Raw genomic sequence first — 22,540 nt, forward strand, 5'->3', positions numbered from 1 at the left:
GCAGGGCGCGCGGTCCGACCTGTCCGCATCATGAGGTGACGGAATGATTTCGCGCCGCCATTTCCTGCAGGCCGGGCTTGCGACCTCGGCCATCTTCGCGGCCCTCGGGACCTCGAACCGGACCCGCGCGCTGGCGCAGCAATCGCTGACGCAGGACCAGCTTCTGCAATTCGACGATTTCGGCAATCTGACGCTGATCCATGTCACCGATGCCCATGCCCATCTGACGCCGATCCATTTCCGCGAACCCGACACGAATATCGGTGTGGGCGGGGCCGCGGGCCGCGTGCCCCATGTCGTGGGCAAGGCGTTCCAGCAGATGTTCAACATCGCCCCTGGCAGCCCCGAGGCCTATGCGCTGACCTATCCCGATTTCGCCGCGCTGGCGCAGACCTATGGCCGGATGGGCGGTTTCGACCGCATCGCCACCATCGTCGGGGCGATCCGCGCCGCCCGGCCCGACTCGCTGCTGCTTGACGGCGGCGACACCTGGCACGGCAGCCTGACCAGCCTGAAAACCGGCGGCGAGGACATGGTGCGCGTCCAGAACCTGCTGGGGGTCGATGCCATGACCAGCCATTGGGAATTCACCCTGGGCACCGGGCGCGTGCAGGAGCTGATCAAGATGTGCCGGTTCCCGTTCCTCGGCGCCAATATCTATGACGCCGAATGGGACGAGCCTGCCTTTGAGCCCTATCGGATCTTCGACAAGGGTGGTCTGGCGGTCGGGGTGATCGGGCAGGCCTTCCCCTATCTGCCGATCGCCAACCCGAAATGGATGTTTCCCGAATACAGCTTCGGCATCCGCGAGGAGCGCATGCAGGAGGTCGTGGACGAGCTGCGCGCGCAAAAGGTCGATCTGGTCGTCTGCCTGTCGCATAACGGCTTTGACGTCGATCACAAGATGGCCGGGCGGGTCAGGGGCATCGACGTGATCCTGTCGGGCCATACCCATGACGCGGTGCCCGAACCCGTGCTGGTGGGCGAGACGATCATCATCGCCTCGGGCAGCCACGGCAAATTCGTCAGCCGTGTCGATCTGGAGGTACAGGGCGGCCGCATGACGGGCTTTCGCCACAAGCTGATCCCGGTGTTTTCCGACGTGATCCAGCCCGACGCGGCGATGACCGGCCTGATCGACGAAATCCGCGCCCCCTTCAAGGCCGAACTGGAAGAGGTCATCGGCCAGACCGAAGCGCCGCTCTATCGCCGGGGCAATTTCAACGGCTCCTGGGACGATGTGATCTGCGACGCGATCCTGTCGGAACGCGAGGCCGAGATCGCGCTCTCGCCCGGCGTCCGCTGGGGGGCCTCGGTCCTGCCGGGACCGATCACCCGCGAGGACATCCATTCCGTCACCTCGATGACCTACGGCCAGGTCTACCGCACCGAGATGACCGGCGAGACGCTGAAGACCGTCATGGAGGACGTGGCGGACAATATCTTCAACGCCGATCCCTATTACCAGCAGGGCGGCGACATGGTCCGCCTGGGCGGGCTGGCCTATACCATCGACCCCGGGGCGGCCATGGGCAGCCGGATCAGCGACATGCGGCTGCTCCGCGACGACAGCCCGATCGAGGCCGCGCGCAGCTATGTTGTCGGCGGTTGGGCCTCGGTGAACGAAGGCACCGAGGGGCCGCAGATCTGGGATCTGGTCGAAAGCCATATCCGCAGGCTGGGCACGCTGCCGGCGCGCGACACCGCATCTCACATCACCATCAAGGGACTGGAAGGCCAATGACCGGAACACCTGCATCCTCCACGCGCCGCGGCTTTCTGCGCGCCGGGCTGGCGGCCGGCGTCGCCCTGCCGGCCGGCGCGACGCTCGCGCGCGCGCAAGCGGCGCCCGATCCGCTGATCACCGAGGTTCAGGACTGGGCGCGCTATTCCGGCGATGGCGTGGACGAGACGCCCTACGGCCTGCCGATCCGTTTCGAGGCCGACGTGATCCGCCGCAACGTGCCCTGGCTGACCGCCGACACGATCAGTTCGATCAACTTCACCCCGATCCATGCGCTTGACGGCACCATCACGCCCGCCGGCTGCGCCTTTGAGCGCCATCATTCCGGCGCCATCGAACTGGCCAAGCCCGATTACCGGCTGATGATCAACGGGCTGGTGGAGCGGCCGCTGGTGTTCAGCTATGACGACCTTGAACGCTTTCCGCGCCGGCAGGGCGTCTATTTCTGCGAATGCGCGGCCAATACCGGCATGGAATGGGCCGGCGCGCAGCTTAACGGATCGCAGTTCACCCATGGCATGATCCACAACATGGAATATGTGGGCGTCGCCCTGCGCACCCTGCTGGCGGAAGCGGGGGTGAAGCCCGAAGGCAAATGGGTCTATGTCGAAGGGGCCGATGCCTCGTCGAACGGCCGTTCGATCCCGCTGGACAAGGCCATGGATGACGTGATGGTGGCGTTCAAGGCCAATGGCGAGGCGCTGCGCAAGGAACACGGCTATCCCGCCCGCCTGGTGGTGCCGGGCTGGGAAGGCAACCTCTGGGTCAAGTGGCTGCGCCGCATCGAGGTGACCGACGCCCCGGTGGAGAGCCGCGAGGAGACCTCGAAATACACCGATACGCTGGCTAACGGCGTCTCGCGGCAATGGACCTGGGTCATGGACGCGAAATCCGTCGTGACGGCGCCCAGCCCGCAGGTCGCGATCCGGCACGGCCCCGGCCCGCTGGTCATCACCGGCCTTGCATGGTCCGGGCGCGGGGCGATCACCCGCGTGGACGTGTCGGTCGATGGCGGCAGGAACTGGACGACCGCGCGGCTTGCCCAGCCGGGCGTTCCCATGGCGGTCACCCGCTTCTATCTGGATCACCTCTGGGATGGCGAAGAGATGCTGCTGCAATCGCGCGCCGTGGACGAAACCGGCTATGTCCAGCCGACCAAGGCCGCCTTGCGCGACATCCGGGGCGAAAATTCGATCTATCACAACAACGGCATCCAGACCTGGTGGATCAAGAAGGACGGAACTGCGGAAAATGTCGAAATCTCGTAAAACGGCCGCCTTGCTCATCATCCTGGCCGCCGCACCCGCTGCGGCGCAGACGCGCCTGCCCCCCGCCGAGCAGGCATCCGCCGCGACCCCGCTCGGTCTGGGCCGGCCTGCACTGCCCGAGGAGGTCGCAGCCTGGGACCTGGATGTCAGCCCCGATGGCACCGGCCTGCCCGAGGGGTCGGGCGATGTCGCCACGGGCGAGGAAATCTATCTGGAGCAATGCGCGGCCTGCCATGGTGATTTCGCCGAGGGGCTGGACAACTGGCCGGCCCTCTCGGGCGGCGAAGGGACGCTGGATCGCGTGGATCCCGAAAGAACCATCGGCAGCTATTGGCCGCATCTCTCGACCGTCTGGGATTACGTGCATCGCTCTATGCCCTTCGGCAATGCCCAGATCCTGACACCCGACGAGACCTATGCGATCACGGCCTATCTCCTCTATTCCAACGGCCTGGCCGAGGATGATTTCGTCCTGTCGAACGAGAATTTCGCCGAGATCCGGATGCCGAATGCCGGGGGCTTCATCCCCGACGATCGCGCGGCGAGCGAATATCCGGTCTTTTCGGCCGCGCCCTGCATGGAAAACTGCAAGGACAGCGTCGAAATCACCATGCATGCATCGGTGCTTGACGTGACGCCCGACGATGCCGGTGACGCGACCGGGGCGGCGGCAGGCGATCCCGCTGGCGATGCCGGCTCCGACTAACGCCAGACGCTGCGCAGGGCCCGGATGCCGAATGCCGGCCCAAGCGCCAGCCCCGCCAGCGTCAGCGGCCAGCCGATCGTCGCCGCCACGGCGGGAGTCAACTGCACGGTAATGACGGTCAGGGCAAAGCCCATGGCGGTCTGCATCGACATCAGGCTGCCCGCCACCTGTGGCGGCGCATGATCCGCGATCAGCGCCGAGAACTGCGCGCTGTCGGGAATGATCGCCGCCCCCCAGAACAGCAGCAGCAGGCACATCAGCCAGACCGGCCCGCCAAAGGCCAGCGCCGCCGCCAGCCCCGCCGCGCCGGAAAGCCACATCGCCGCGCTGGCGATACGCGCCTTGCCATGGGCATCGGCCAGCCTTCCCGCCGGCACACAGAAAAACGCCCCCAACGCGATCGAGGCGAAGCCGGTCAGCGCGGCCAGACTTTCTGCCTCGGGCCCCGGCAGGCGGCTGGCATAGCTGGTCGCGGCGATGACCCCGATCCACGACCACAGCGCGTAAAGCTCCCACATGTGGCCGAGATAGCCGCCGGTGGCGGCGCGGATGTTGCGATCCGTCCACATCAGACGGATGGCCCGGAAATCAAAGCTCTGCGCGCGCGCATGATACGGCCCGACGCGCAGGAACAGCGCCAGCACCGCCCCCAGGGCCGAGGCCGAGGCCGCCGCGCCGATGACGATGCGCCAATCCGCGCCGCCCAGATAGGCGGCCAGATGCGGCATCGCCGAGCCCAGCGTCAGCGCGCCGACCAGCACCCCGACCAGAAAGCCCCGGTCGCTCTGCCCCCAGCCCACCATGACCTTCATGCCGACCGGATAGATGCCGGCAAAGCCCATGCCCGCGACAAGGCGCAGCGCGACAGAGATCCCGGTGCCGGGCGGAAACACCAGCAGCAGCGCCGTGGCGACCGCGTTCAGACCGGCTGCCACAGCCATGACGCGGCGCGGATCGAAGCGGTCGGGAATGCCGGTCACCGCGAAGCCCAGCGCGCCGATCACGAACCCCGCCTGCACGGCCGAGGATAACAGCCCCTGCATGGCCGCGCTGATCGCATGCGCGCGGGCGATGTCCATGACGGCGGCGCCGGTCGCGAACCATGGCGACATGCCGCAGGTCACGGCAATACAAAGCAGGATGACAGCGCGGCGTTTTTCCATGCGCGCCAAAGCGGCATGGAACGCGACCGATGTCCATAGCCCGCATTGCAATGCTGCCATGCGCGACGCAAACGGGGTCATCGCCGCATGCCGGGCTTGCCCGATGCGCGGCCCGGCCGGATGTGGAAAAGGGCGGCCCGCAAGGCCGCCCCTTCGCCTCAGCCGGCTGCAGGTTCAGCCAAAGACCCGCACCAGCCCCAGCGTGATCACCGGAAACAGGATCAGCACCGCGATACGGATGATGTCGCTGATCAGGAAGGGCAGCACACCGCGGAAGCTTTCGATCATCGGCACATCCTTGGCCATGCCGTTGATGACAAAGACGTTCATGCCCACCGGCGGGGTGATCAGCCCGACCTCGACCACGACCACGGCCAGGATGCCGAACCAGATCAGCGTGTCCTCGCGCGGCATGCCGAAATCGAGGCCGGCTATGATCGGATAGAAGATCGGGATGGTCAGCAGCAGCATGGACATCGAATCCATCACGCAGCCCAGGAGCAGATACAGCAGCAGCATCGCCAGCAGCACCAGCATCGGCGTCAGCCCCGATTGCTGGATGGCATTGGCCAGCAGCATCGGCGTCTGGGTCTGGGCGAGGAAGGCGTTGAAGGTCTCGGCCCCCAGAAGGATCAGGAAGATCATCGCCGAGGTGGTGGCGGTGCCGCGCAGGCAGGCCATCAGCCCCTGAAGCCGCAGCCCGCCATGCAGGATCGCCAGCAGGCCGGTGCCGAAGGCGCCGACGGCCGCCGCCTCGGTCGGCGTGAACCAGCCGCGATACATGCCGACGATGACCAGCGCGAATATCAGGATCAGCGACCATGTCTCGCGCAGCGCCTCCAGCCGCTCGGGCCATGTGGCGCGGGGGCCGGCGGGGCCGTCCTCGGGGTTGCGGCGCACGAAGATCGCCACGGCGAGCATATAGCCAAGCGCCGCCAGCACGCCCGGCACCATGGCGGCAACGAACATCTTGGCGATGCTCTGCTCGGCCATCAGCGCGTAAAGCACGAGGATCACCGAGGGCGGGATCAGGATGCCCAGTGTGCCGCCCGCCGCCAGCGATCCGGTGGCCAGCGCGCCGCTGTAATTATAGCGCCGCATCTCGGGCAGCGCGACCTGCCCCATGGTGGCGGCGGTGGCCAGCGAGGATCCGCAGATCGCCCCGAATGCCGCGCAGCCCCCGATCGAGGCCATGGCCAGCCCGCCCTTGCGATGCCCGAGGAAAGCGGCCGCCGTGCGATAGAGCGCCCGGCTCATCCCCGCCTTGGTGGCAAATTCGCCCATCAGCACGAAAAGCGGGATGACCGACAGCGAATAGGTCGAGAACTGGTAATAGGTCGAGGTTTTCAGGAAGGCCAGAAGCGGCGTCGTGCCGGTATACAGCCCGTATCCGCCGATCCCCACGGCCAGCATCGAGACCCCGATCGGAATGCGAATGGCCATCAGCACCAGCAGCACCGCGAAACCCGTCAGCCCGGCGGCGATCCCGGTCATGACCGTGCCTTTGTCAGATGGCCGACCATGGTGGCCGCGCAGGTCGCGGTCAGCAGGGCCATGGCGGGAATGACGATCAGAAAGCTCCACCAGACGGGAATGCCCAGCACCATGGACTGTTCGCCATATTGCCGCATCTCCAGCCCGCCATGATACAGCCGCCACATCAGCAGGGCGGCAAGCAGCATGTAGACCAGATCGCCAAGCGCCTCCAGCAGGTGATTGGTGCGCGGGCCGGTCTTCTGGGTGAAGAAATCGACCAGCACATTGCCGCCGGTGGACTGGCACCACGGCAGAAAGCAGAAGATCGCGATGGCGCTGCCGATCTCGACCAGTTCGAAATCGCCGGGGATCGGCGCGCCCAGCAACGTGCGCCGGGTCACGCTGACCACCGTCATCAGCATCATCGCCAGCAGAACCAGCCCGCCGATGGCGGCGAACAGGCGGCACAGCGCGGACAACCAGCCGGGCAAGGGCACCGGATGGGCGTGTTCGGTCAGTTGTTCGGTCATGCCGCCCTCTCCTTTCGGTTTACTTGCCCTGCGCCCTGGCAAGCATCGCCCGGGCGTCGTCGACCATCGCCTGACCGTCATGGCCGGCATCGGTCATCGTCTTGACCCAGGCGTCGATCACCGGCTGGCTGGCCTGTTGCCATTCGGCCAGATCCGCCTCGGGGATGAGGGTGATGGTGCTGCCGGCATCCAGCGCCTTCTGGCGCTCTTCGGTCTCGGCATCGTCCAGCACCTTGCCGGCCAGTTCGGCCAGCGCCATGCCGGAATTGTCGTCGATCACCTTTTTCAGATCGTCCGGCAGGCCGTCATATTTCGCCCTGTTCATCACCAGCGCCATTACCGAGGTGGACAGGCCGCCGTTTTCCACCCCGAATTCGGTGTGGTTCTGGGTAATGCTTTCCAGCCGCAGGCTGCCAAACACCTCCCACGGGATGACGGCGCCGTCGATCACGCCGGTGGTCAGCGATTGCGGCACCTCGGGGACCGGCATGCCGACCGCGGTGGCGCCAAGCGCCGCCAGCCCGTCGGTCATGGTCCGCGAGGGCGCCCGGATCTTCAGCCTGGACATGTCGGCCAGCGAAGCGACCGTCTTGCCCTTGAGATGGATCTTGTAGGCCGAGGGCGCATGGATCACCAGCGGATGCACGTCCTTGAGCTCATCGCCCAGGTATTTCGCCTGGAATTCCTGCATCGCCATGGTGGTTTCCATCGCCGTCCCGGACAGGAAGGGCAGCTCGAACACCTCCGAGATCGGGAAGCGGCCCGGCGTATAGCCCAGCAGCGTCCAGCTGATATCGACCACCCCGTCGCGGGCCTGGTCGAAAAGCTGCGGCGGCTTGCCGCCCAGCTGCATCGAGGGGAAGATCTGCACGTCGATGCGGCCGCCGGACTGTTCCTCGATGGTCTTTTCCCAAGGCTCGAACACGCCCTTCTGGACCGGCGCATCGGCCGACAGGAAGTGATGCAGACGCAGCGTGACCTCCTGCGCCGAGACGGCCCCGGCGGCGCTGATGGCAATGGCCGCGATGCTGGCAAATAGTCTGGTCTTCATCCGCGTTTCCTCCCTTACGGTATTGCGGTCGTTGCTGTCCCATCGCCCGGTCGGTGTCGCGCCGGGCTTTCGGGCTGGCCCCATGCGACTGCGAAAACATGCGCTTGGCAACCAAAACTTCGCATGCCGGCCCGGTTCGGCAGGACGGCCGACGACATGTCGGGGGCGAAAACCCCGCTCAATAGGGCAGGCCCACATAGTTTTCGGCAAAGGCCCTTTGCTGCGCCTCGTTCTCGCGCAGAAAGGCGATATCGGCGCGCTGCATCTTCAGGTCGAATTCGGACTGATCGGGATAGCGGTGCAGCAACGAACTGAACCACCAGGAAAACCGCTCGGCCTTCCAGATCCGGGCCAGCGCCTTTTGGGAATAGCCGTCGATCCCCTCGGGGCTGTTCTGCTCATAGTACTGCACCAGCCCGTGATACAGGTAATGCACATCCGAGGCCGCCGTGTTCAGCCCCTTGGCGCCGGTCGGCGGAACGATATGGGCGGCATCGCCGCACAGGAACAGCCGGCCCCAGCGCATCGGCTCGGTCACGAATGAGCGCAGCGGCGCGATGGATTTCTCGATCGAGGGGCCGGTGACCAGCCTGTCGGCCACTTCGGCGGGAACGCGGCGCCTGAGTTCGGCCCAGAAGGCCGTGTCGGTCCAGTCCTCGGGGTGATCCGACAGCGAGCACTGGATATAATAGCGGCTGAGGTTTTCATTGCGCATCGAGCACAGCGCAAAGCCGCGATCCGAACTGGAATAGATCAGCTCGTCATTCACCGGCGGCGTTTCCGACAGGATGCCCAACCAGCCGAAGGGATAGAGCTTTTCGTATTCGCGCCGGACGCTCAGCGGGATGGTCTTGCGGCTGACGCCGTGGAAACCGTCGCAGCCGGCGACGAAATCGCAGTCGATGCGCTGCGCCTTGCCGCCCTGTTCATAGGTGACATAGGGCTTGTCGCTGTCGGCATCGTGGATCTCGACGTGATCGACCTGGAACTCGGTGCGGGCGCCGGCCTTTTCGCGGGCGTCATAGAGGTCGCGCGTGACCTCGGTCTGGCCATAGACCACGACGGGCGAGCCGGTCAGATCCTGGAAATCGACATGGAACATGTCCTCGCCATAGGCGATCTGCGTGCCTGCATGGACGAAGCCCTCGGCATGCAGGCGGTCGGCGACGCCGGCTTCTTCCATCAGCCTGACCAGCCCGGTTTCCAGAACCCCGGCGCGGATGCGGCCCAGCACATAGTCCCGCGTCTTGCGCTCCAGCACCACGGCATCGATGCCGCGGCGATGCAGCAACTGACCCAGCAGCAGGCCGGACGGCCCGCCCCCGACAATCACCACCTGGCTTCGCATGGTCTGACCTCCCGCTCAATTCTCTCCCGGCGGCAGGATCACATATTGAAACCGAAATGAAAAATGATTTATTCATGAATTTGATTATCATAACTGGCAAGTAATGGACCGTCGCATCAAGATCCGCCATCTGCAGGCCTTTGTCGAAATCGTGCGCCGCGAAAGCCTCAAGCGCGCGGCCGAGCGGCTGTTGCTGACCCAGCCCGCCATATCGCGCACGCTTTCCGAACTGGAGGAGATCCTGGGCGCCACCCTGCTGGAACGCAGCCGCGCCGGCATCGCGCTGACCGCGCAGGGCGCGTTCTTTCACGGTTTCGCCCTGGCCAGCCTGTCGGCGCTGGAACGCGGTCTCAGCGGCCTGCAGGAATTCGGCAGCGAGGCCGGGCTGAGCCTGCGCGTGGGCGCCCTGCCCTCGGTCGCGGCGCGGCTGATGCCCGAGGTTCTGGACGATCTTGCCAATGTCGCCCCCGAGATGCGCCTGATGATCGCCGAGGGTTCGCACGAGCATCTGATCGGCCTGCTGAACCGGGGCGAGCTGGACGTGGTCCTGGGCCGCCTGGGCGAGCCCGAGACCATGCGCGGGGTCAGTTTCACCCAGCTTTATCTGGAAGAAGTGGCGCTGGTCGTGCGCCCCGGCCATCCGATCCTGGCCGATCCCGGCCTGCGCCGCATCGGCGAATGGCCGGTCATCTACCCGCCCGAGAAATCGGCGATCCGGCCCTATGTGCGGCGCCTGATGATCGCCGAGGGCGTTCCCCTGCCGCCGAAACGGGTCGAATCCGTCTCGGGCGATTTCGGCCGCGCCCGGACCCAGGGCAGCGATTCGATCTGGATCATCTCGGCCGGGGTCGTGGCGCGCGAAATCGCCGAGGGCCGTCTTATCCGGCTGCCGATCGACACCCGATCCACCAAGGGGCCGGTCGGCATGATGGTCCGCGCCGGCGAAGAGGACACGACCGAGCGGCGCCTGTTCGCCCAGACGGTCGAGCGCACCATCGCGCGGCTGGGACTGGCGGTCTGACCGGCCGCCCGCCGCCGGTCGGGTCTTGACGCCGGCATGTCCCGCCGGGTCAGGATAGGCATGGGCGATGCCGCCGCTTGCCCGCGTGTCCGCGGCGGCGCGAAGCCCGGCATCATGCAGGAGGACAGGAAGCATGGCCCGAAGTTACAAGGATATGCTGGCCGAGGCCGACGCGCTGGTCACCTCGGTCTCGGTCGATGAGATGGCGGGGCGCTTTCGCGACGAAAGCATCGTCATGGTGGATATCCGCGACCCGCGCGAGCTTGAACGCGAGGGCATGATCCCCGGCGCGTTCCACGCCCCGCGCGGCATGCTGGAATTCTGGATCGACCCGGAAAGCCCCTATCACAGGCCGCGCTTCGCCGAGGCCAGGACCTATGTCTTCTACTGCGCCTCGGGCTGGCGTTCGCTGCTGGCGACGCGGCTGGCGCAGGATATGGGGCTGGAGGCCCGCAACCTGCGCGAGGGGTTCTCGGGCTGGCAAAAGGCCGGCCTGCCGGTCGGGGAAAAGCCTGCGGGCCGGCGCTAGACGCCCTGCGCGCAAGGGGTTCGGCAATGCCTTGGCGGGGCGGTTCAGCGCAGGCAGCGCCACCCGTCAATGGAAATCCCGGCTTGGAAACAGCCGTTTCGCCTGCTCGCGCGGGTGCCGGGCGCGGGCTGCGGGCAATGGCCTGGGCGCGTTGTCGGTCTTGGCGGTGATCTGGCCGATCGCGCCCTCCAGCGGGTGGCCCAGATCGCCCAGCCGGTGCGAGACATCCTCGATCCGTTCCGCGATCAGATGCGTGACGATCCCCTCGCGTTGCAGACTGCCGGTCACGCGCAGCAGCCGCCCGCCCATCACCTCGCGGCGGAAGCGTTGGAAGACCCGGTTCCAGACCACGATATTCGACACGCCCGTCTCATCCTCCAGCGTCAGGAAGATCACGCCCGAGGCGGTACCGGGACGCTGGCGGGTGATGACGAGGCCGCAGACGGTGATCCGTTGCAGCGGCACCCCGGTCAGCGCGTCATGACGGGTCAGGCCGGGCATCGAGGGGCGCAACAATTCCATCGGATGGGCGCGCAATGTCAGGCGGGTGGCGACGTAATCCTCGACCACCTCCTCGCCCAGATGCATGGCGGGCAGCGTCACCTGCGGCTCATGGATCGCCTCGCCGTCGATCGGGTCGCTGAACAAGGGCAGCGGCTCCTGCCCCCGGATCGCGCGCACCTGCCACAGCGCATCGCGCCGGGTCAGGCCCATGCCGGAAAAGGCATCGGCCTCGGCCAGGCGCTCAAGTGCGGCCGGCGCGATGCCGGCGCGCAGCCACAGCGATTGCGGATCGGGATAGCCATTGCCGCGTGCGGCGGCGATCCATTCGGCATCGTCTTGCTTGAAGCCCTTGATCTGGCGAAAGCCCAGCCGCAGGGCCAGCGCGCCGTCGGCACGGCGTTCCAGCGTATTATCCCATGCGCTGTGATTGACGCAGACCGGCCGGACCTCGACATGGTGTTCGCGGGCGTCACGGACGATCTGGGCCGGGGCGTAAAAGCCCATCGGCTGGCTGTTCAGCAGCGCGCAGGCAAAGACCGCCGGGTGATGACGTTTCAGCCATGCCGAGACATAGACCAGAAGCGCGAAGGCCGCCGCGTGGCTTTCGGGAAAGCCGTAATCGGCAAAGCCCTCGATCTGGGAAAAGCAGCGTTCGGCGATGTCCCGGCTGTAGCCGCGCGACAGCATGCCGTCGATGAACTTGTCCCGATGCTCGCCAATCGTGCCCATGCGCCGGAACGAGGCCAGCGCGCGGCGCAGCTGGTCGGCCTCTTCCGCCGTATAGCCCGCGCCGACCACGGCGATCTGCAACGCCTGTTCCTGAAACAGCGGCACGCCAAGGGTGCGCTTTGTGACCTCCTCCAGTTCCGGGCCAAAGGGCTCGGACATCTCCAGCCCCTGCCGGCGGCGGATATAGGGCTGGACCATGCCGCCCTGAATGGGGCCGGGGCGGACGATGGCGACCTCGATCACCAGATCGTAGAATTCGCGCGGCTTCATGCGCGGCAGGAAATTCATCTGCGCCCGGCTTTCGACCTGAAAGACGCCGACCGCATCGGCGACTTGCAGCATCTCATAGGTGGCCGCGTCCTCGGGCGGGACGGTGGCCAGCGTCAGGGATTGCCCCTCATGGTCCCTGAGCAGGCCGAACGCCTTGCGGATACAGGTCAGCATGCCAAGCCCCAGCACATCGACTTTCAGGATGCCAAGCGCGTCGATATCGTCCTTGTCCCATTCGATGACGGTGCGATCCTCCATCGCGGCATTCTCGATCGGGCACAGCTCGTCCAGCCGCCCCTTGGTGATCACGAAGCCGCCGACATGCTGCGACAGGTGGCGCGGGAAACCGATCAGCTGGCCGATCAGATGCAGGGTCTGGGACAGGCGGCGGTCGTCGGGATTCAGGCCAAGCTCGCGCACCCGGTCCAGATCCGGGCCATCGCTGGAATAGCCCCAGATCGAGCCGGACAGCCCCGCCGTCACATCCTGGCTCAGGCCCATGACCTTGCCGACCTCGCGGATCGCGGCGCGGGAACGGAAATGGATCACCGTGGCGCAAAGCCCCGCGCGTTCGCGGCCGTATTTGCGGTAAATCCACTGGATCACCTCTTCGCGGCGCTCATGTTCGAAATCGACATCGATATCCGGCGGCTCGCCGCGATGACGCGAGACGAAGCGCTCGAAGACCATGCCGATCAGATCGGGGCTGACATCGGTGATGCCCAGCAGATAGCACAGGATCGAATTCGCGGCCGAGCCGCGCCCCTGACAGAGGATGCCCCGGCTGCGCGCATATTGCACGATGTCATGGACGGTCAGGAAATAGGCCGGGTAATCGAGTTCCCCGATCACGGCCAGTTCCTTGGCCATCAGCGCCTTTGCCCGCTCGGGCGGGCCATCGGGATAGCGGCGGCGCATGCCTTCATGCGCCAGCCGGGTCAGCCGCGCCATCGGCGTCTCGCCGCCCTCGGCAATCTCGTCGGGGTATTGATAGCTGAGTTCGCCAAGGGAAAAGCTGCAGCGCGCGGCGATCTCAAGCGTGCGGCGCAGCGCCGCCGGATAGCGATGAAAGACCCGCTCCATATCGGCATGGGTTTTCAGCCGCCGCTCGGCATTGGGCAGGGCGCGGGTGCCGATATTGTCGATCGTGCAGCCCAGACGCATGCAGGTCAGCACATCCGCCAGCGGCCGGCGCGCGGCACGGTGCATCAGCACATCGCCCACCGCCACCATGGGCGCCGAACAGCGCAGCGCCAGCCCGGCGCAGGCATCCAGATGCGCCTGATCCGAGCCGTCATAGCGCGGCGCGGCGCCCAGAAAGACATTGCCGGGAAAGCGCCGCTGGAGCCGCTGGATGTCGCTGGCGGATGCCGCCATATCCCCCGATGGCAGGGCGATCAGGATCATGCCGGCGCAGGCCTCCAGCATATCCCCGAGATCGAGGTGGCACCGGGCTTTCTCGGCCCGTCTCTTGCCCAGCGTCAGCAGGCGTGCAAGGCGCCTATAGGCCGCGATATCCATGGGCAGGGCAAGCCATTCCACGGCGCTGTCCCGCAGCACCAGACGGCAGCCGGTGATCAGCCTGGGAATATGCGGCATGTCTGGCCGGGCGATATCCTCGGGCGCGCCGATCTCCTGCCGCGAACAGCTGTCGATGCGGTGCTGCGAGCGGATGCGGATGGCCTCCTCTGCCTTTTGCGCGAGGATCTTCAGCGCCGAATACGCCCGCACCACGCCCGCCAGCGAATTGCGGTCGGTGATGGCGATAGCCGTCAGGCCAAGCTCTGCCGCGCGGGTGACGAATTCCTCGGGATGCGAGGCGCCGGTCAAAAAGGTGAAATTCGTGGTGACGCAAAGCTCGGCATAACGCCCCCCGGGCGCATGCGGGAACTCTTGTCGTAATGCCTCGACCGGGCGATGCTCGCGATTGATCTCGATCATGGAAACTCCCCCTGCACGAACCAGCCGGGGTTTTGCGGGGTATGGAACAGCCACAGCCGCCGGCCTTCGGTGGTTTCCAGCCGCCAGTAATCGCGCATGCCGCTGCGCCAGTTCTCGTCGTCGAGCCACCATTCCGGCGCGATTCGCTCCGGGCCGGTGGCGCGCAGGGTCGTCAGCCGCATCCGCCGCCAGCGGAAATGCCGCGGCGGGCGTGGACCGCTGGCGGCGATCGCCTCGGGCGGGAAGATGATCAGCGGCCGCGGGCAAGGGATGTTCCAGCCGGTTTCCGGCCTGGAAAAGGCGGCCGGCGCGATGATGAAGCTGCGCTCGGGGATATGACTGTCGGCGGGCAGGAAGCGCTGGACATTCTCCAGCCCGATCCGGGCGCCGATGCGGGTGATCAGGTCGGCCACACGGCCCTGCCTGTCCGGCCCGGCATGGCTGATCTGTTCGACCGGCAGGGGCTCGACCTGCGTCGCCTCAAGCCGAAGCTGGTCGATCCCGAAACCGGCATCCACCTCGTCGATGCCGCGGGCGAAAAGCGGCAGGATGCGGGCGGGATCGCGCATCGGCCGGGCCAGGCGCAGCTCCACATGCCGGGACTGGCTGTCGATGCGGCGCAGGGTCAGGCACAGCACCCGTGCGCCCGTCTCTTGCCGGTTCAGCTTGTCGCACAGCCGGGCGAGCAGGCGCGCGGTGCCGGCCATCACATCCGCCTGCAGCCCGATCGGTTCGGGCAGGTTCATGCGCAGCCCGTAATGCGGCGGCTCGGCCTGCGGGGAAATCTCTTCGGGCTGCGTGCCAAGCGCCTGATCCAGCCGCATCAGCAGCCCCGGCCCGAAGCGCCGGGCCAGCGGCGCGCGGGCCGCCGCCGCCAGCTGCGCGATGGTCCGCAAACCCAGCCTTTGCAGCGCCGTGACGCTGTCGGCATCCAGCCGCAAACCCGCCACCGGCAAAGGGCCAAGCACGGCCAGCGCCTCGCCCGGCGGCGCCACACCTTCGCCATGATGCGCCAGCGCCCAGGCCGCGCCCCGCGTGTCGCCCAGCCCGATCCGCACCGTCAGCCCGCCCCGGCACAGCCGCTGGCGCAGATCGCCCAGCATCGCCTCCTCGCCGCCGGCAAGATGCGCCGCGCCGGTGATGTCCAGCACCAGCCCGTCATCGCCCTCGATCCCGACCCAGGGGCAATAGCGGGTCGCCCATCGCCGCAGGCCGGTCAGAAACCGGCGATCCGCCATCGGATCCGCCAGCCGGCTCAGCAGTTCCGGGCAATAGGCACGGGCATCGGAAAAGGCCATGCCGCGATAAAGTCCGCGCCGTTCAGCCTCGGGGTTCAGGCAATGGATCCGGTTGGTATTGTCGGCCCTGAGCGTCAGCGCAAAGGGCCCCGCGACCGGCCGCGCGCGCAGGGCGCGGTCACTCGCGAGCCGCGGAAACCACAGTGAGACGACGCGCCGACGGGCTCCATCGAACATCCCAGACACCCAGCGTTCCTGATTTGTTCTTAATAAGCCGCCAGCGCTGCAGAGTCGAGTCCCCGGCCGCGCTGCCGGGATCAGGCAGCGGACTGCAATGCCACCGCGTTTCCGCCGCCGGGCTGCCCATGCCTTCGGGGATGAGGCACAGCCCGGTGCCCTGCCCGGCCTGCGCGGCCAGTTGCAGCCGGCGCCCGGCGGTCAGGCCCAGCGGCGCGGTCAGTTCCAGCACCACCAGCGGCACCGAGCCGTCGCGCAACCCCTCCTCGGCCACCGCCAGGGTCTCTGTCTGGTTCCCGGTCCGGGCCAGCAAGAGGCGCGACGGATCGACATAGGCGGCCAGCCCGGCGGGGTTGATCGACTCGGGCCGCCAGGCTTCGCGCAGCCACAGGATCTGCCCCCCGGACTGCGCGGCCGAAACCGCCGCCAGCGCGGCAGCCAGAGGGCCGCAGGCTTCGTGAACGCGGGCAGGACGAAGGGGAAAGGCTGTGATCGGCGACATGCGGCGACGATAATCGCCGAAACCGCCGGGTTCAATTCACCCGCGCAGCCGGCCCCGATCCGCCCGGGACCGACGGGGCAGGCGCATGCGCATGGGCGTCTCGCATGAAAAAAACCCGCGCCGGGGCGCGGGTTTCGTCGCTTCCGCCGGTCGCTGTCAGGCGGCGGCCTTGGCCTGTGCCACGACGGCGGCGAACGCCTCGGGCTCGTTGACGGCCAGATCGGCCAGAACCTTGCGGTCCACCTCGATCCCGGCTTTCGACAGCGCGGCGATGAAGCGCGAATAGGTCATTTCGGCATCGACCGCGCGCACGGCGGCGTTGATGCGCTGGATCCACAGGGCGCGGAAATTGCGCTTGCGGTTCTTGCGGTCGCGGGTGGCATACTGGTTCGCCTTGTCCACCGCCTGGGTGGCGGTGCGGAAGTTGCGCGAACGGTTGCCGTAATAGCCTTTTGCCGCGTCAAGAACCTTCTTGTGGCGGGCGTGGGTGACTTTACCCGATTTGACTCGTGCCATGTCCGGTTCTCCTTAGCGGTTATAGGGCATGTATTTCTTGACGATCTTCGCGTCCGCATCGGACAGGATCATGGTCCCGGTCACATCGCGGATGAATTTCGTCGAGCGCTTGATCATGCCATGGCGCTTGCCAGCCGGGCCGGCCTTGACCTTGCCCGAAGCCGTCATCGAGAACCGCTTTTTCGCGGCCGCTTTGGTCTTCATCTTCGGCATTTTACTCTCCTTGCGGTCAGAGTGAACGCGCGACTCGGCAATGCCATATCGGCCGGCCGCGCGGATGGAAGCGTGCCCTATACGGGCGCGCGCCGCATTTGACAAGCCCTATTGGCCGAGCGCGTCCCCGGCCGGCGCCGCGGCATCGGGGGCGGGCGCGCCGGCTGGGCCGGCGCCCAGGCTGATCTCGCCGTCGATCAGGCGCTGCCCGGATTCCCGGATCGCGGTGATCCCGAACGGACGGCTATCGGTCCAGGCGCTGACGATCAGCAGCGCGATGGCCAGAACCAGCGTCAGCGCCGCGCCGCGCGGCGGCTCGGTCCGCAGCACCGAGAAAATGGCCATGATCACCGACAGCGCGCCAAGCGCCACCCCCGCCAGCAGCAGAATATCCGACATCTGGACTATCCCAATAATTGCATCCAGATGGATTTATTCCGGGTCGGTGCGATAGATCAAGCGTTCGTCGCAAGGCGCGATGCGCAGGATATTGGTGGTTCCGGGCACATTGAAGGGCACCCCGGCCATGACGACGATCTGGTTCGTCTCATCGGCAAAGCCGAAATCGCGCGCCGCCTTGGCCGCGTTTACCACTGCCTGCTTGAAGCGTTCCAGCGAAGGCGTCAGCACGCAATGCGTCCCCCAGGTCAGGCACAGCCGGCGCAGTGTCCCGGTTTCCGAGGACATGGCGATGATCGGCACCCGCGGGCGTTCCCGCGCGGTCAGGCTGGCGGTCGTGCCCGATTGGGTGAATGCGCAGATCGCGGCGATATCGGTGGTCTCGGCGATCTCGCGCGCGGCGGCGACGATGCCGTCGGCGACGGTCTGGCGCTTGGCGCTGCGCGAGCTTTCGATGATCTCGCGATAGGTGGGGTCGGATTCGACCGATTGCGCCACGTGATCCATGGTGCTGACCGCCTCGATCGGGTATTGCCCGGCGGCGCTTTCGGCCGACAGCATGATCGCGTCGGTGCCCTCATAGATGGCGGTGGCCACGTCCGAGACCTCGGCGCGGGTCGGCATCGGGCTTTCGATCATCGATTCCAGCATCTGGGTGGCGACGATCACCGGCTTGGCGGCGGCGCGGCAGGTGCGCACCAGCCGCTTCTGGATCGGCGGCACGGAATGGACCGGCATCTCGACCCCCAGATCGCCGCGCGCCACCATGATCCCGTCCGAGACCTTGAGGATATCCGAGAATGCCCGGACGGCCGCCGGCTTTTCGATCTTGGAGAGGATCGCAGCGCGGCCCCGGGCCAGTTCGCGCGCCTCGATCACGTCCTCTGGGCGCTGGACAAAGGACAGGGCCAGCCAGTCGACGCCCAGCGAGCAGGCGAATTCCAGATCGTCCTTGTCCTTGTCCGACAGCGCCGCCAGCGGCAGCACGACATCGGGCACGTTCACGCCCTTGCGGTTCGAGATCGGCCCGCCGGCGGTCACCGTGCAATCGGCGAAATCGGCGCCGCATTTCTCGACCTGCAGGCGGATCTTGCCGTCATTGACCAGCAGTTCCGAGCCCGGCTCGAGCGCGGCAAAGATTTCCTTGTGCGGCAGCTGCACGCGGCTCGCATCGCCCGGCGTCTCGTCCAGATCAAAGCGAAAGGCCTGCCCGTCCTGCAGATCATGCGGTCCCCCGGCAAAGGCACCCACGCGCAGCTTCGGCCCCTGCAGATCGGCCAGCACCGCGATGGGGCGGCCCGATTCGGCCTCGACCCGGCGGATGATGTCATAGCGGGCGCGCTGTTCCTCATGTGTGCCATGGCTCATGTTCAGGCGGAATACATCGGCGCCGGCCTCGAACAGCGCGCGGATGGTCGGGAAATCGCTCGACGACGGCCCCAGGGTTGCCACGATCTTGACCTTGCGATGCCGTCTCATATTGCGATCCTTCTGCCTGCGCCGGTTGTTTGCGCTATCGCGCTCCCTTCTCTATGGCGCAAAGCGCGGGCCACGGCAACTGGCGCATCGCCGCAAGCTTGCCTAAACCTATCGGCGGACAAGGCGGCGGAATTATGACGGAACCGGCATTTCACATCCATGGCGAGGGGCGCGGATCGCGCTGGCTGCTGACCTGCGATCACGCGACGAACCGGGTGCCGGAATGGCTGAACGGCGGCGATCTGGGCATCGCGCCCGCGGATATGGCCCGCCATATCGCCTATGATATCGGCGCGGCGGGGTTGACCCGGGCGCTGGCCGACCGGCTTGAGGCGCCGGCGATCCTGTCCGATTTCTCGCGTCTGGTGATCGACCCGAACCGGGGCGAGGACGACCCGACCCTGCTGATGCGGCTCTATGACGGCACGGTGATCCCGGCCAATCGCGCTGCCGATGCGGCCGAGCGCGCGCGCCGGCTGGAGCTTTTGTACCGCCCCTATCACGACGCCTACGGACGTCTGGCCAGCGCCCGCCCCGACCGGGCGATCTGCGCCATCCACAGCTTTACCCCGCAGCTGCGCGGCCGCGCGCGCCGGCCCTGGGCGGTGGGCGTGCTGTATTCGCATCGTGACGAAAGGCTGGGCCCGGCGCTGATCCGCGAATGCCGCGACAAGGGCTGGATCACCGGCGATAACGAGCCCTATTCCGGCCATCTGCAGGGCGATTCCATCGACCGCCACGCGCTGGCGCAGGGCCGCCCGAACGTGCTGATCGAGATCAGGAACGATCTGATCGCGGATCAGGCCGGGCAATTGGAATGGGCGGACCGGCTGGCGGGGGTGCTGGGCGGGTTTTTGGAAAGGTGTGGGGTGTAAGCCCCCGGGCGGTCAAGCGACACCTTGACCAAGCCCGCCCCCTGCGGCACTGACCCGGTACGCGCCGCGATGGCGTAATGTTTCAGGAGCCGCGCCATGACCCCAAAAGCCGTGATTTTCGATTGCGATGGCGTGGTGGTGGACAGCGAACCCGCAACGCTGAAGCTGTTGCGGAGCGAACTGGCAGAGCGCGGCCTGCCGCTGAGCGAGGCGCAGCTTGCCGAAGGCTTTATCGGTCATGTGATGCCTGATATCGCGACCAAGGCGCGCGGGCTGGGCGCGGACCTGCCCGCCGATTGGGCGGAGCGCTTTTACGAGCGGCTTTACGCCCATCTGGCACAGGGCGTCGAGCTGATCCCCGGCATCTTGCAGGTGCTGGACCGGCTTGAGGCGGCAGGCATTCCCTTTGGCATCGGCTCGAACGGGTCGGAACGAAAGATGCGCGTGACGCTGGGCCAGCATCCCGGCCTGACCGAGCGGTTTCAGGTCGTCATGTCGGGGCAGACCATTGCCCGGCCGAAGCCCGCGCCGGACCTTTACCTTGCCGTTGCCCGCAGCCTTGGCGCGGCCCCTGACGATTGCATCGTGATCGAAGACAGCCCCACAGGCGCACGCGCCGCGCGGGCCGCCGGCATCCGCTGCCTTGGCTATGCGCCCCATGGCAATGAGCCGCTGGCCGCAGAAGGGGCGACGATATTCGCCTCGATGCTGGACCTGCCCGACCTGCTGGGGCTGCGCTGAAAAGCACGCCGCTAAAGAAAACTCATCGGATCGATATCCACCGCCAGCCGCAAATTCGTCGGCATCTTCGGCGCCCCGCGCAGCCACTGCGAGATCGCACCCTGAACCGGGGCCTGCCTGGGCGCGCGGATCAGCATGCGCACCCGGTAACGTGCCCGGATGCGGGCGATGGGGGCGGGGGCGGGACCCCACAGCTCGCCGCCGATGGCCTGCAACGGCGCGGTGTCGCGGGCAAGCGCGCGGGCGTAATCCTCGACCACGGGCTGGTCGGGATGGGACAGGACGATCCCCGCCAGCCGGCCGAATGGCGGCATGCCGGCGGCCTGACGGCCCGCGGCCTCGGCGTCCCAGAACTCCTCGTCCTGTCCGGACAGGATCGCGCGGATCACCGGATGGTCGGGCTGATAGGTCTGCAAAAGCGCCAGCCCGCGCGCCTCGCCCCCCTCGCGACCGGCGCGGCCGGCGACCTGGCGCATCAGCTGGAACGACCGCTCGGCCGCGCGCAGATCGGCGCCTTGCAGGCCAAGATCGGCATCGATCACGCCGACCAGCGTCAGGCGCGGGAAATTATGCCCCTTGGCGACCAGCTGGGTGCCGATGATGATATCGGTTTCGCCGGCGCCGATTTCGGCAATCGCCTCTTTCAGCGCGCGCGCGGAATGGAACAGGTCCGATGACAGCACGCTGGCGCGGGCATCGGGAAAACGGGCGGCGACCTCTTCGGCCAGACGCTCGACGCCGGGGCCGACGGGGGTCATCTTGCCCTCGGTCCCGCATCCCGGGCAGGTTTCCGGGATCGGCTTCGTCTCGCCGCATTGGTGGCAGACAAGGCGGTTCTGAAAGCGGTGCTCGACCATGCGGGCGTCGCAATGGTCGCAGCCGATCTGCTGGCCGCAGGCGCGGCAGGTGGTGACCGGGGCATAGCCGCGCCGGTTCAGGAACAACAGCGACTGTTCGCCGCGCGCCCTGCGCGCCTCGATCTCGGCGGCAAGGCGGGGGCTGATCCAGCGGCCCTTTTCCATCTCTTGCTGGCGCAGGTCGATGGTGGCCATCTCGGGCAGTTCGGCGCTGCCGTAACGGGCGCGCAGATCCAGCCGGCGATACTTGCCCGTCGCCGCATTCACCCAGCTTTCGACCGAGGGCGTGGCCGAGGCCAACACCACCTGAGCCCCCCCGATACTGGCCCGCAGCACGGCCATGTCCCGGGCGTTGTAATAGACGCCATCCTCTTGCTTATACGAGGAATCATGTTCCTCATCCACGACGATCAGGCCCAGATCGGCAAAGGGCAGGAACAGGGCCGAGCGCGCGCCGACGATCATGCCGACATGGTTCTGCGCGGCCATGGTCCACAGCCGCCGGCGCTCGGTCCGGGTGATGCCGGAATGCCACTCGCCGGGACGCGCGCCGAAACGCGCCTCGACCCGCTGCAGAAACTCGGCCGACAGCGCGATTTCCGGCAGCAGGACCAGCGCCTGCCGCCCCTGGCGCAGACATTCGGCGACGGCCTCAAGATAGACCTCGGTCTTGCCCGAGCCGGTGACGCCGCGCAACAGCGTCGTGCCATAGCCTGCGCCCCGCATCGCAGCGCGCAGGCTGTCCGCCGCCGCCGCCTGATCGGGGGCGAGCGGCTTGCCGGGCAGATCGGGATCCAGCCGCGGATAGGGCGCATCGCGCGGGGCCAGCGTCTCGGCCAGGGTGCCGGCCTTGACCAGCCCCTGGACGACACCGGCGCTGACCCCGGCCATCTGCGCCAGTTCGCCGGGCGCGAACCCGGCGCCGCCGTGATCGTCGATCACCCGCAGCACGGCGGCGCGGGCATCGGTCATCCGCGCGGGCGGATCGCCGGCGCGGTGGATGATCCGCCGGGCAGAGGGGGGCTGATCCAGATCGGGCGCGCGCGTCGCCATGCGCAGCATCAGCGGCAGGGGCGTCAGCGTGTATTCCCCCATCCGGGTCAGGAATTCCATCATCGCGGGCGTCAGCGGCGGCGCATCGACCAGCCGCGCCACCATGCGCAGCCGGGCCAGGTCGAAATCACCCGCCCCCGGCCCCCAGAC

At 67.1% G+C, this 22,540-nt stretch carries 19 protein-coding genes and 1 pseudogene; 7 read left to right on the forward strand and 13 right to left on the reverse strand.

Annotation, left to right across the window (positions count from 1 at the left end; genetic code table 11):
* Window positions 1–43 precede the first annotated feature (43 nt).
* From soxB to IT41_RS10900, 3 genes and pseudogenes are all read left to right on the forward strand, one after another.
* A complete protein-coding gene (gene soxB, locus IT41_RS10890) occupies window positions 44–1,744 on the forward strand; it encodes a thiosulfohydrolase SoxB (protein WP_036741058.1) in 1,701 nt (566 codons plus the stop codon).
* On the forward strand, window positions 1,741–3,012 hold the full coding sequence (gene soxC, locus IT41_RS10895; protein WP_036741059.1) for a sulfite dehydrogenase: 1,272 nt from the start codon (window positions 1,741–1,743) through the stop codon (window positions 3,010–3,012). The genes soxB and soxC overlap by 4 nt, the downstream gene beginning before the upstream one ends.
* A pseudogene (locus tag IT41_RS10900) lies at window positions 2,996–3,694 on the forward strand (c-type cytochrome); the annotation flags it as partial. The gene soxC and the pseudogene IT41_RS10900, both read left to right, overlap by 17 nt.
* A gap of 20 nt (window positions 3,695–3,714) precedes the next feature.
* On the opposite strand, the gene IT41_RS10905 reads toward IT41_RS10900, so the two are convergent.
* The 5 genes from IT41_RS10905 to pobA all read right to left on the reverse strand — a co-directional run bounded on the left by IT41_RS10905 (window position 3,715) and on the right by pobA (window position 9,286).
* A complete protein-coding gene (locus IT41_RS10905) occupies window positions 3,715–4,881 on the reverse strand; it encodes an MFS transporter (protein ID WP_036741061.1) in 1,167 nt (388 codons plus the stop codon).
* A gap of 174 nt (window positions 4,882–5,055) precedes the next feature.
* Window positions 5,056–6,375, reverse strand: coding sequence for a TRAP transporter large permease (locus tag IT41_RS10910; protein WP_036741062.1), 1,320 nt, complete (start codon window positions 6,373–6,375; stop codon window positions 5,056–5,058).
* Window positions 6,372–6,887 (reverse strand): TRAP transporter small permease, encoded by a 516-nt coding sequence (locus IT41_RS10915; protein ID WP_036741063.1) that lies wholly within the window; start codon window positions 6,885–6,887, stop codon window positions 6,372–6,374. Before IT41_RS10915 ends, IT41_RS10910 begins: the two co-directional genes overlap by 4 nt.
* Window positions 6,888–6,906: 19 nt before the next feature.
* Window positions 6,907–7,938 (reverse strand): TRAP transporter substrate-binding protein, encoded by a 1,032-nt coding sequence (locus IT41_RS10920; protein ID WP_036741065.1) that lies wholly within the window; start codon window positions 7,936–7,938, stop codon window positions 6,907–6,909.
* Window positions 7,939–8,116: 178 nt separating this feature from the next.
* Complete coding sequence (gene pobA / locus IT41_RS10925; protein WP_036741066.1) at window positions 8,117–9,286, reverse strand: 4-hydroxybenzoate 3-monooxygenase; 1,170 nt, start codon at window positions 9,284–9,286, stop codon at window positions 8,117–8,119.
* 103 nt (window positions 9,287–9,389) lie between these two features.
* Between pobA and pcaQ the strand changes: the two genes are divergently transcribed.
* Together pcaQ and IT41_RS10935 are read left to right on the forward strand one after the other, a co-directional pair.
* The gene (gene pcaQ, locus IT41_RS10930) at window positions 9,390–10,307 is read left to right on the forward strand and encodes a pca operon transcription factor PcaQ (RefSeq protein WP_036741067.1); all 918 of its coding nucleotides are present in this window, start codon (window positions 9,390–9,392) and stop codon (window positions 10,305–10,307) included.
* Between the two features lie 133 nt (window positions 10,308–10,440).
* Window positions 10,441–10,836: a rhodanese-like domain-containing protein gene (locus tag IT41_RS10935; RefSeq protein WP_036741068.1), complete on the forward strand. Its 396-nt coding sequence runs from the start codon at window positions 10,441–10,443 to the stop codon at window positions 10,834–10,836.
* A 66-nt stretch (window positions 10,837–10,902) separates the two neighbouring features.
* On the opposite strand, the gene IT41_RS10940 is transcribed toward IT41_RS10935, so the two are convergent.
* The 7 genes from IT41_RS10940 to pyk form a co-directional block, all read right to left on the reverse strand.
* Complete coding sequence (locus IT41_RS10940; protein WP_036741069.1) at window positions 10,903–14,280, reverse strand: error-prone DNA polymerase; 3,378 nt, start codon at window positions 14,278–14,280, stop codon at window positions 10,903–10,905.
* Window positions 14,277–15,755 (reverse strand): Y-family DNA polymerase, encoded by a 1,479-nt coding sequence (locus tag IT41_RS10945; protein WP_036741071.1) that lies wholly within the window; start codon window positions 15,753–15,755, stop codon window positions 14,277–14,279. The genes IT41_RS10940 and IT41_RS10945 overlap by 4 nt, the downstream gene beginning before the upstream one ends.
* Window positions 15,697–16,257: an ImuA family protein gene (locus tag IT41_RS10950; protein ID WP_036741072.1), complete on the reverse strand. Its 561-nt coding sequence runs from the start codon at window positions 16,255–16,257 to the stop codon at window positions 15,697–15,699. The genes IT41_RS10945 and IT41_RS10950 overlap by 59 nt, the downstream gene beginning before the upstream one ends.
* Before the next feature lie 156 nt (window positions 16,258–16,413).
* Window positions 16,414–16,773, reverse strand: a complete 360-nt coding sequence (gene rplT, locus IT41_RS10955) for a 50S ribosomal protein L20 (protein ID WP_036741074.1) — start codon at window positions 16,771–16,773, stop codon at window positions 16,414–16,416.
* 12 nt (window positions 16,774–16,785) lie between these two features.
* The gene (gene rpmI / locus IT41_RS10960; RefSeq protein ID WP_017998717.1) at window positions 16,786–16,986 is read right to left on the reverse strand and encodes a 50S ribosomal protein L35; all 201 of its coding nucleotides are present in this window, start codon (window positions 16,984–16,986) and stop codon (window positions 16,786–16,788) included.
* Window positions 16,987–17,094: 108 nt separating this feature from the next.
* A complete protein-coding gene (locus IT41_RS10965) occupies window positions 17,095–17,385 on the reverse strand; it encodes a hypothetical protein (protein WP_052081434.1) in 291 nt (96 codons plus the stop codon).
* Window positions 17,386–17,418: 33 nt separating this feature from the next.
* Window positions 17,419–18,864: a pyruvate kinase gene (gene pyk, locus IT41_RS10970; RefSeq protein ID WP_036741075.1), complete on the reverse strand. Its 1,446-nt coding sequence runs from the start codon at window positions 18,862–18,864 to the stop codon at window positions 17,419–17,421.
* Between the two features lie 134 nt (window positions 18,865–18,998).
* On the opposite strand from pyk, the gene IT41_RS10975 reads away from it, so the two are divergent.
* On the forward strand, window positions 18,999–19,739 hold the full coding sequence (locus IT41_RS10975; RefSeq protein ID WP_036741077.1) for an N-formylglutamate amidohydrolase: 741 nt from the start codon (window positions 18,999–19,001) through the stop codon (window positions 19,737–19,739).
* Between the two features lie 96 nt (window positions 19,740–19,835).
* The gene (locus IT41_RS10980) at window positions 19,836–20,480 is read left to right on the forward strand and encodes an HAD family hydrolase (RefSeq protein ID WP_036741079.1); all 645 of its coding nucleotides are present in this window, start codon (window positions 19,836–19,838) and stop codon (window positions 20,478–20,480) included.
* Window positions 20,481–20,491: 11 nt separating this feature from the next.
* On the opposite strand, the gene IT41_RS10985 is transcribed toward IT41_RS10980, so the two are convergent.
* The coding region (locus IT41_RS10985; RefSeq protein ID WP_036741127.1) for a primosomal protein N' at window positions 20,492–22,540 on the reverse strand (2,049 nt) is incomplete at its 5' end.

The sequence above is a fragment of the Paracoccus halophilus genome (assembly GCF_000763905.1).
In the GTDB taxonomy this organism is placed as follows: Bacteria; Pseudomonadota; Alphaproteobacteria; order Rhodobacterales; family Rhodobacteraceae; genus Paracoccus; species Paracoccus halophilus.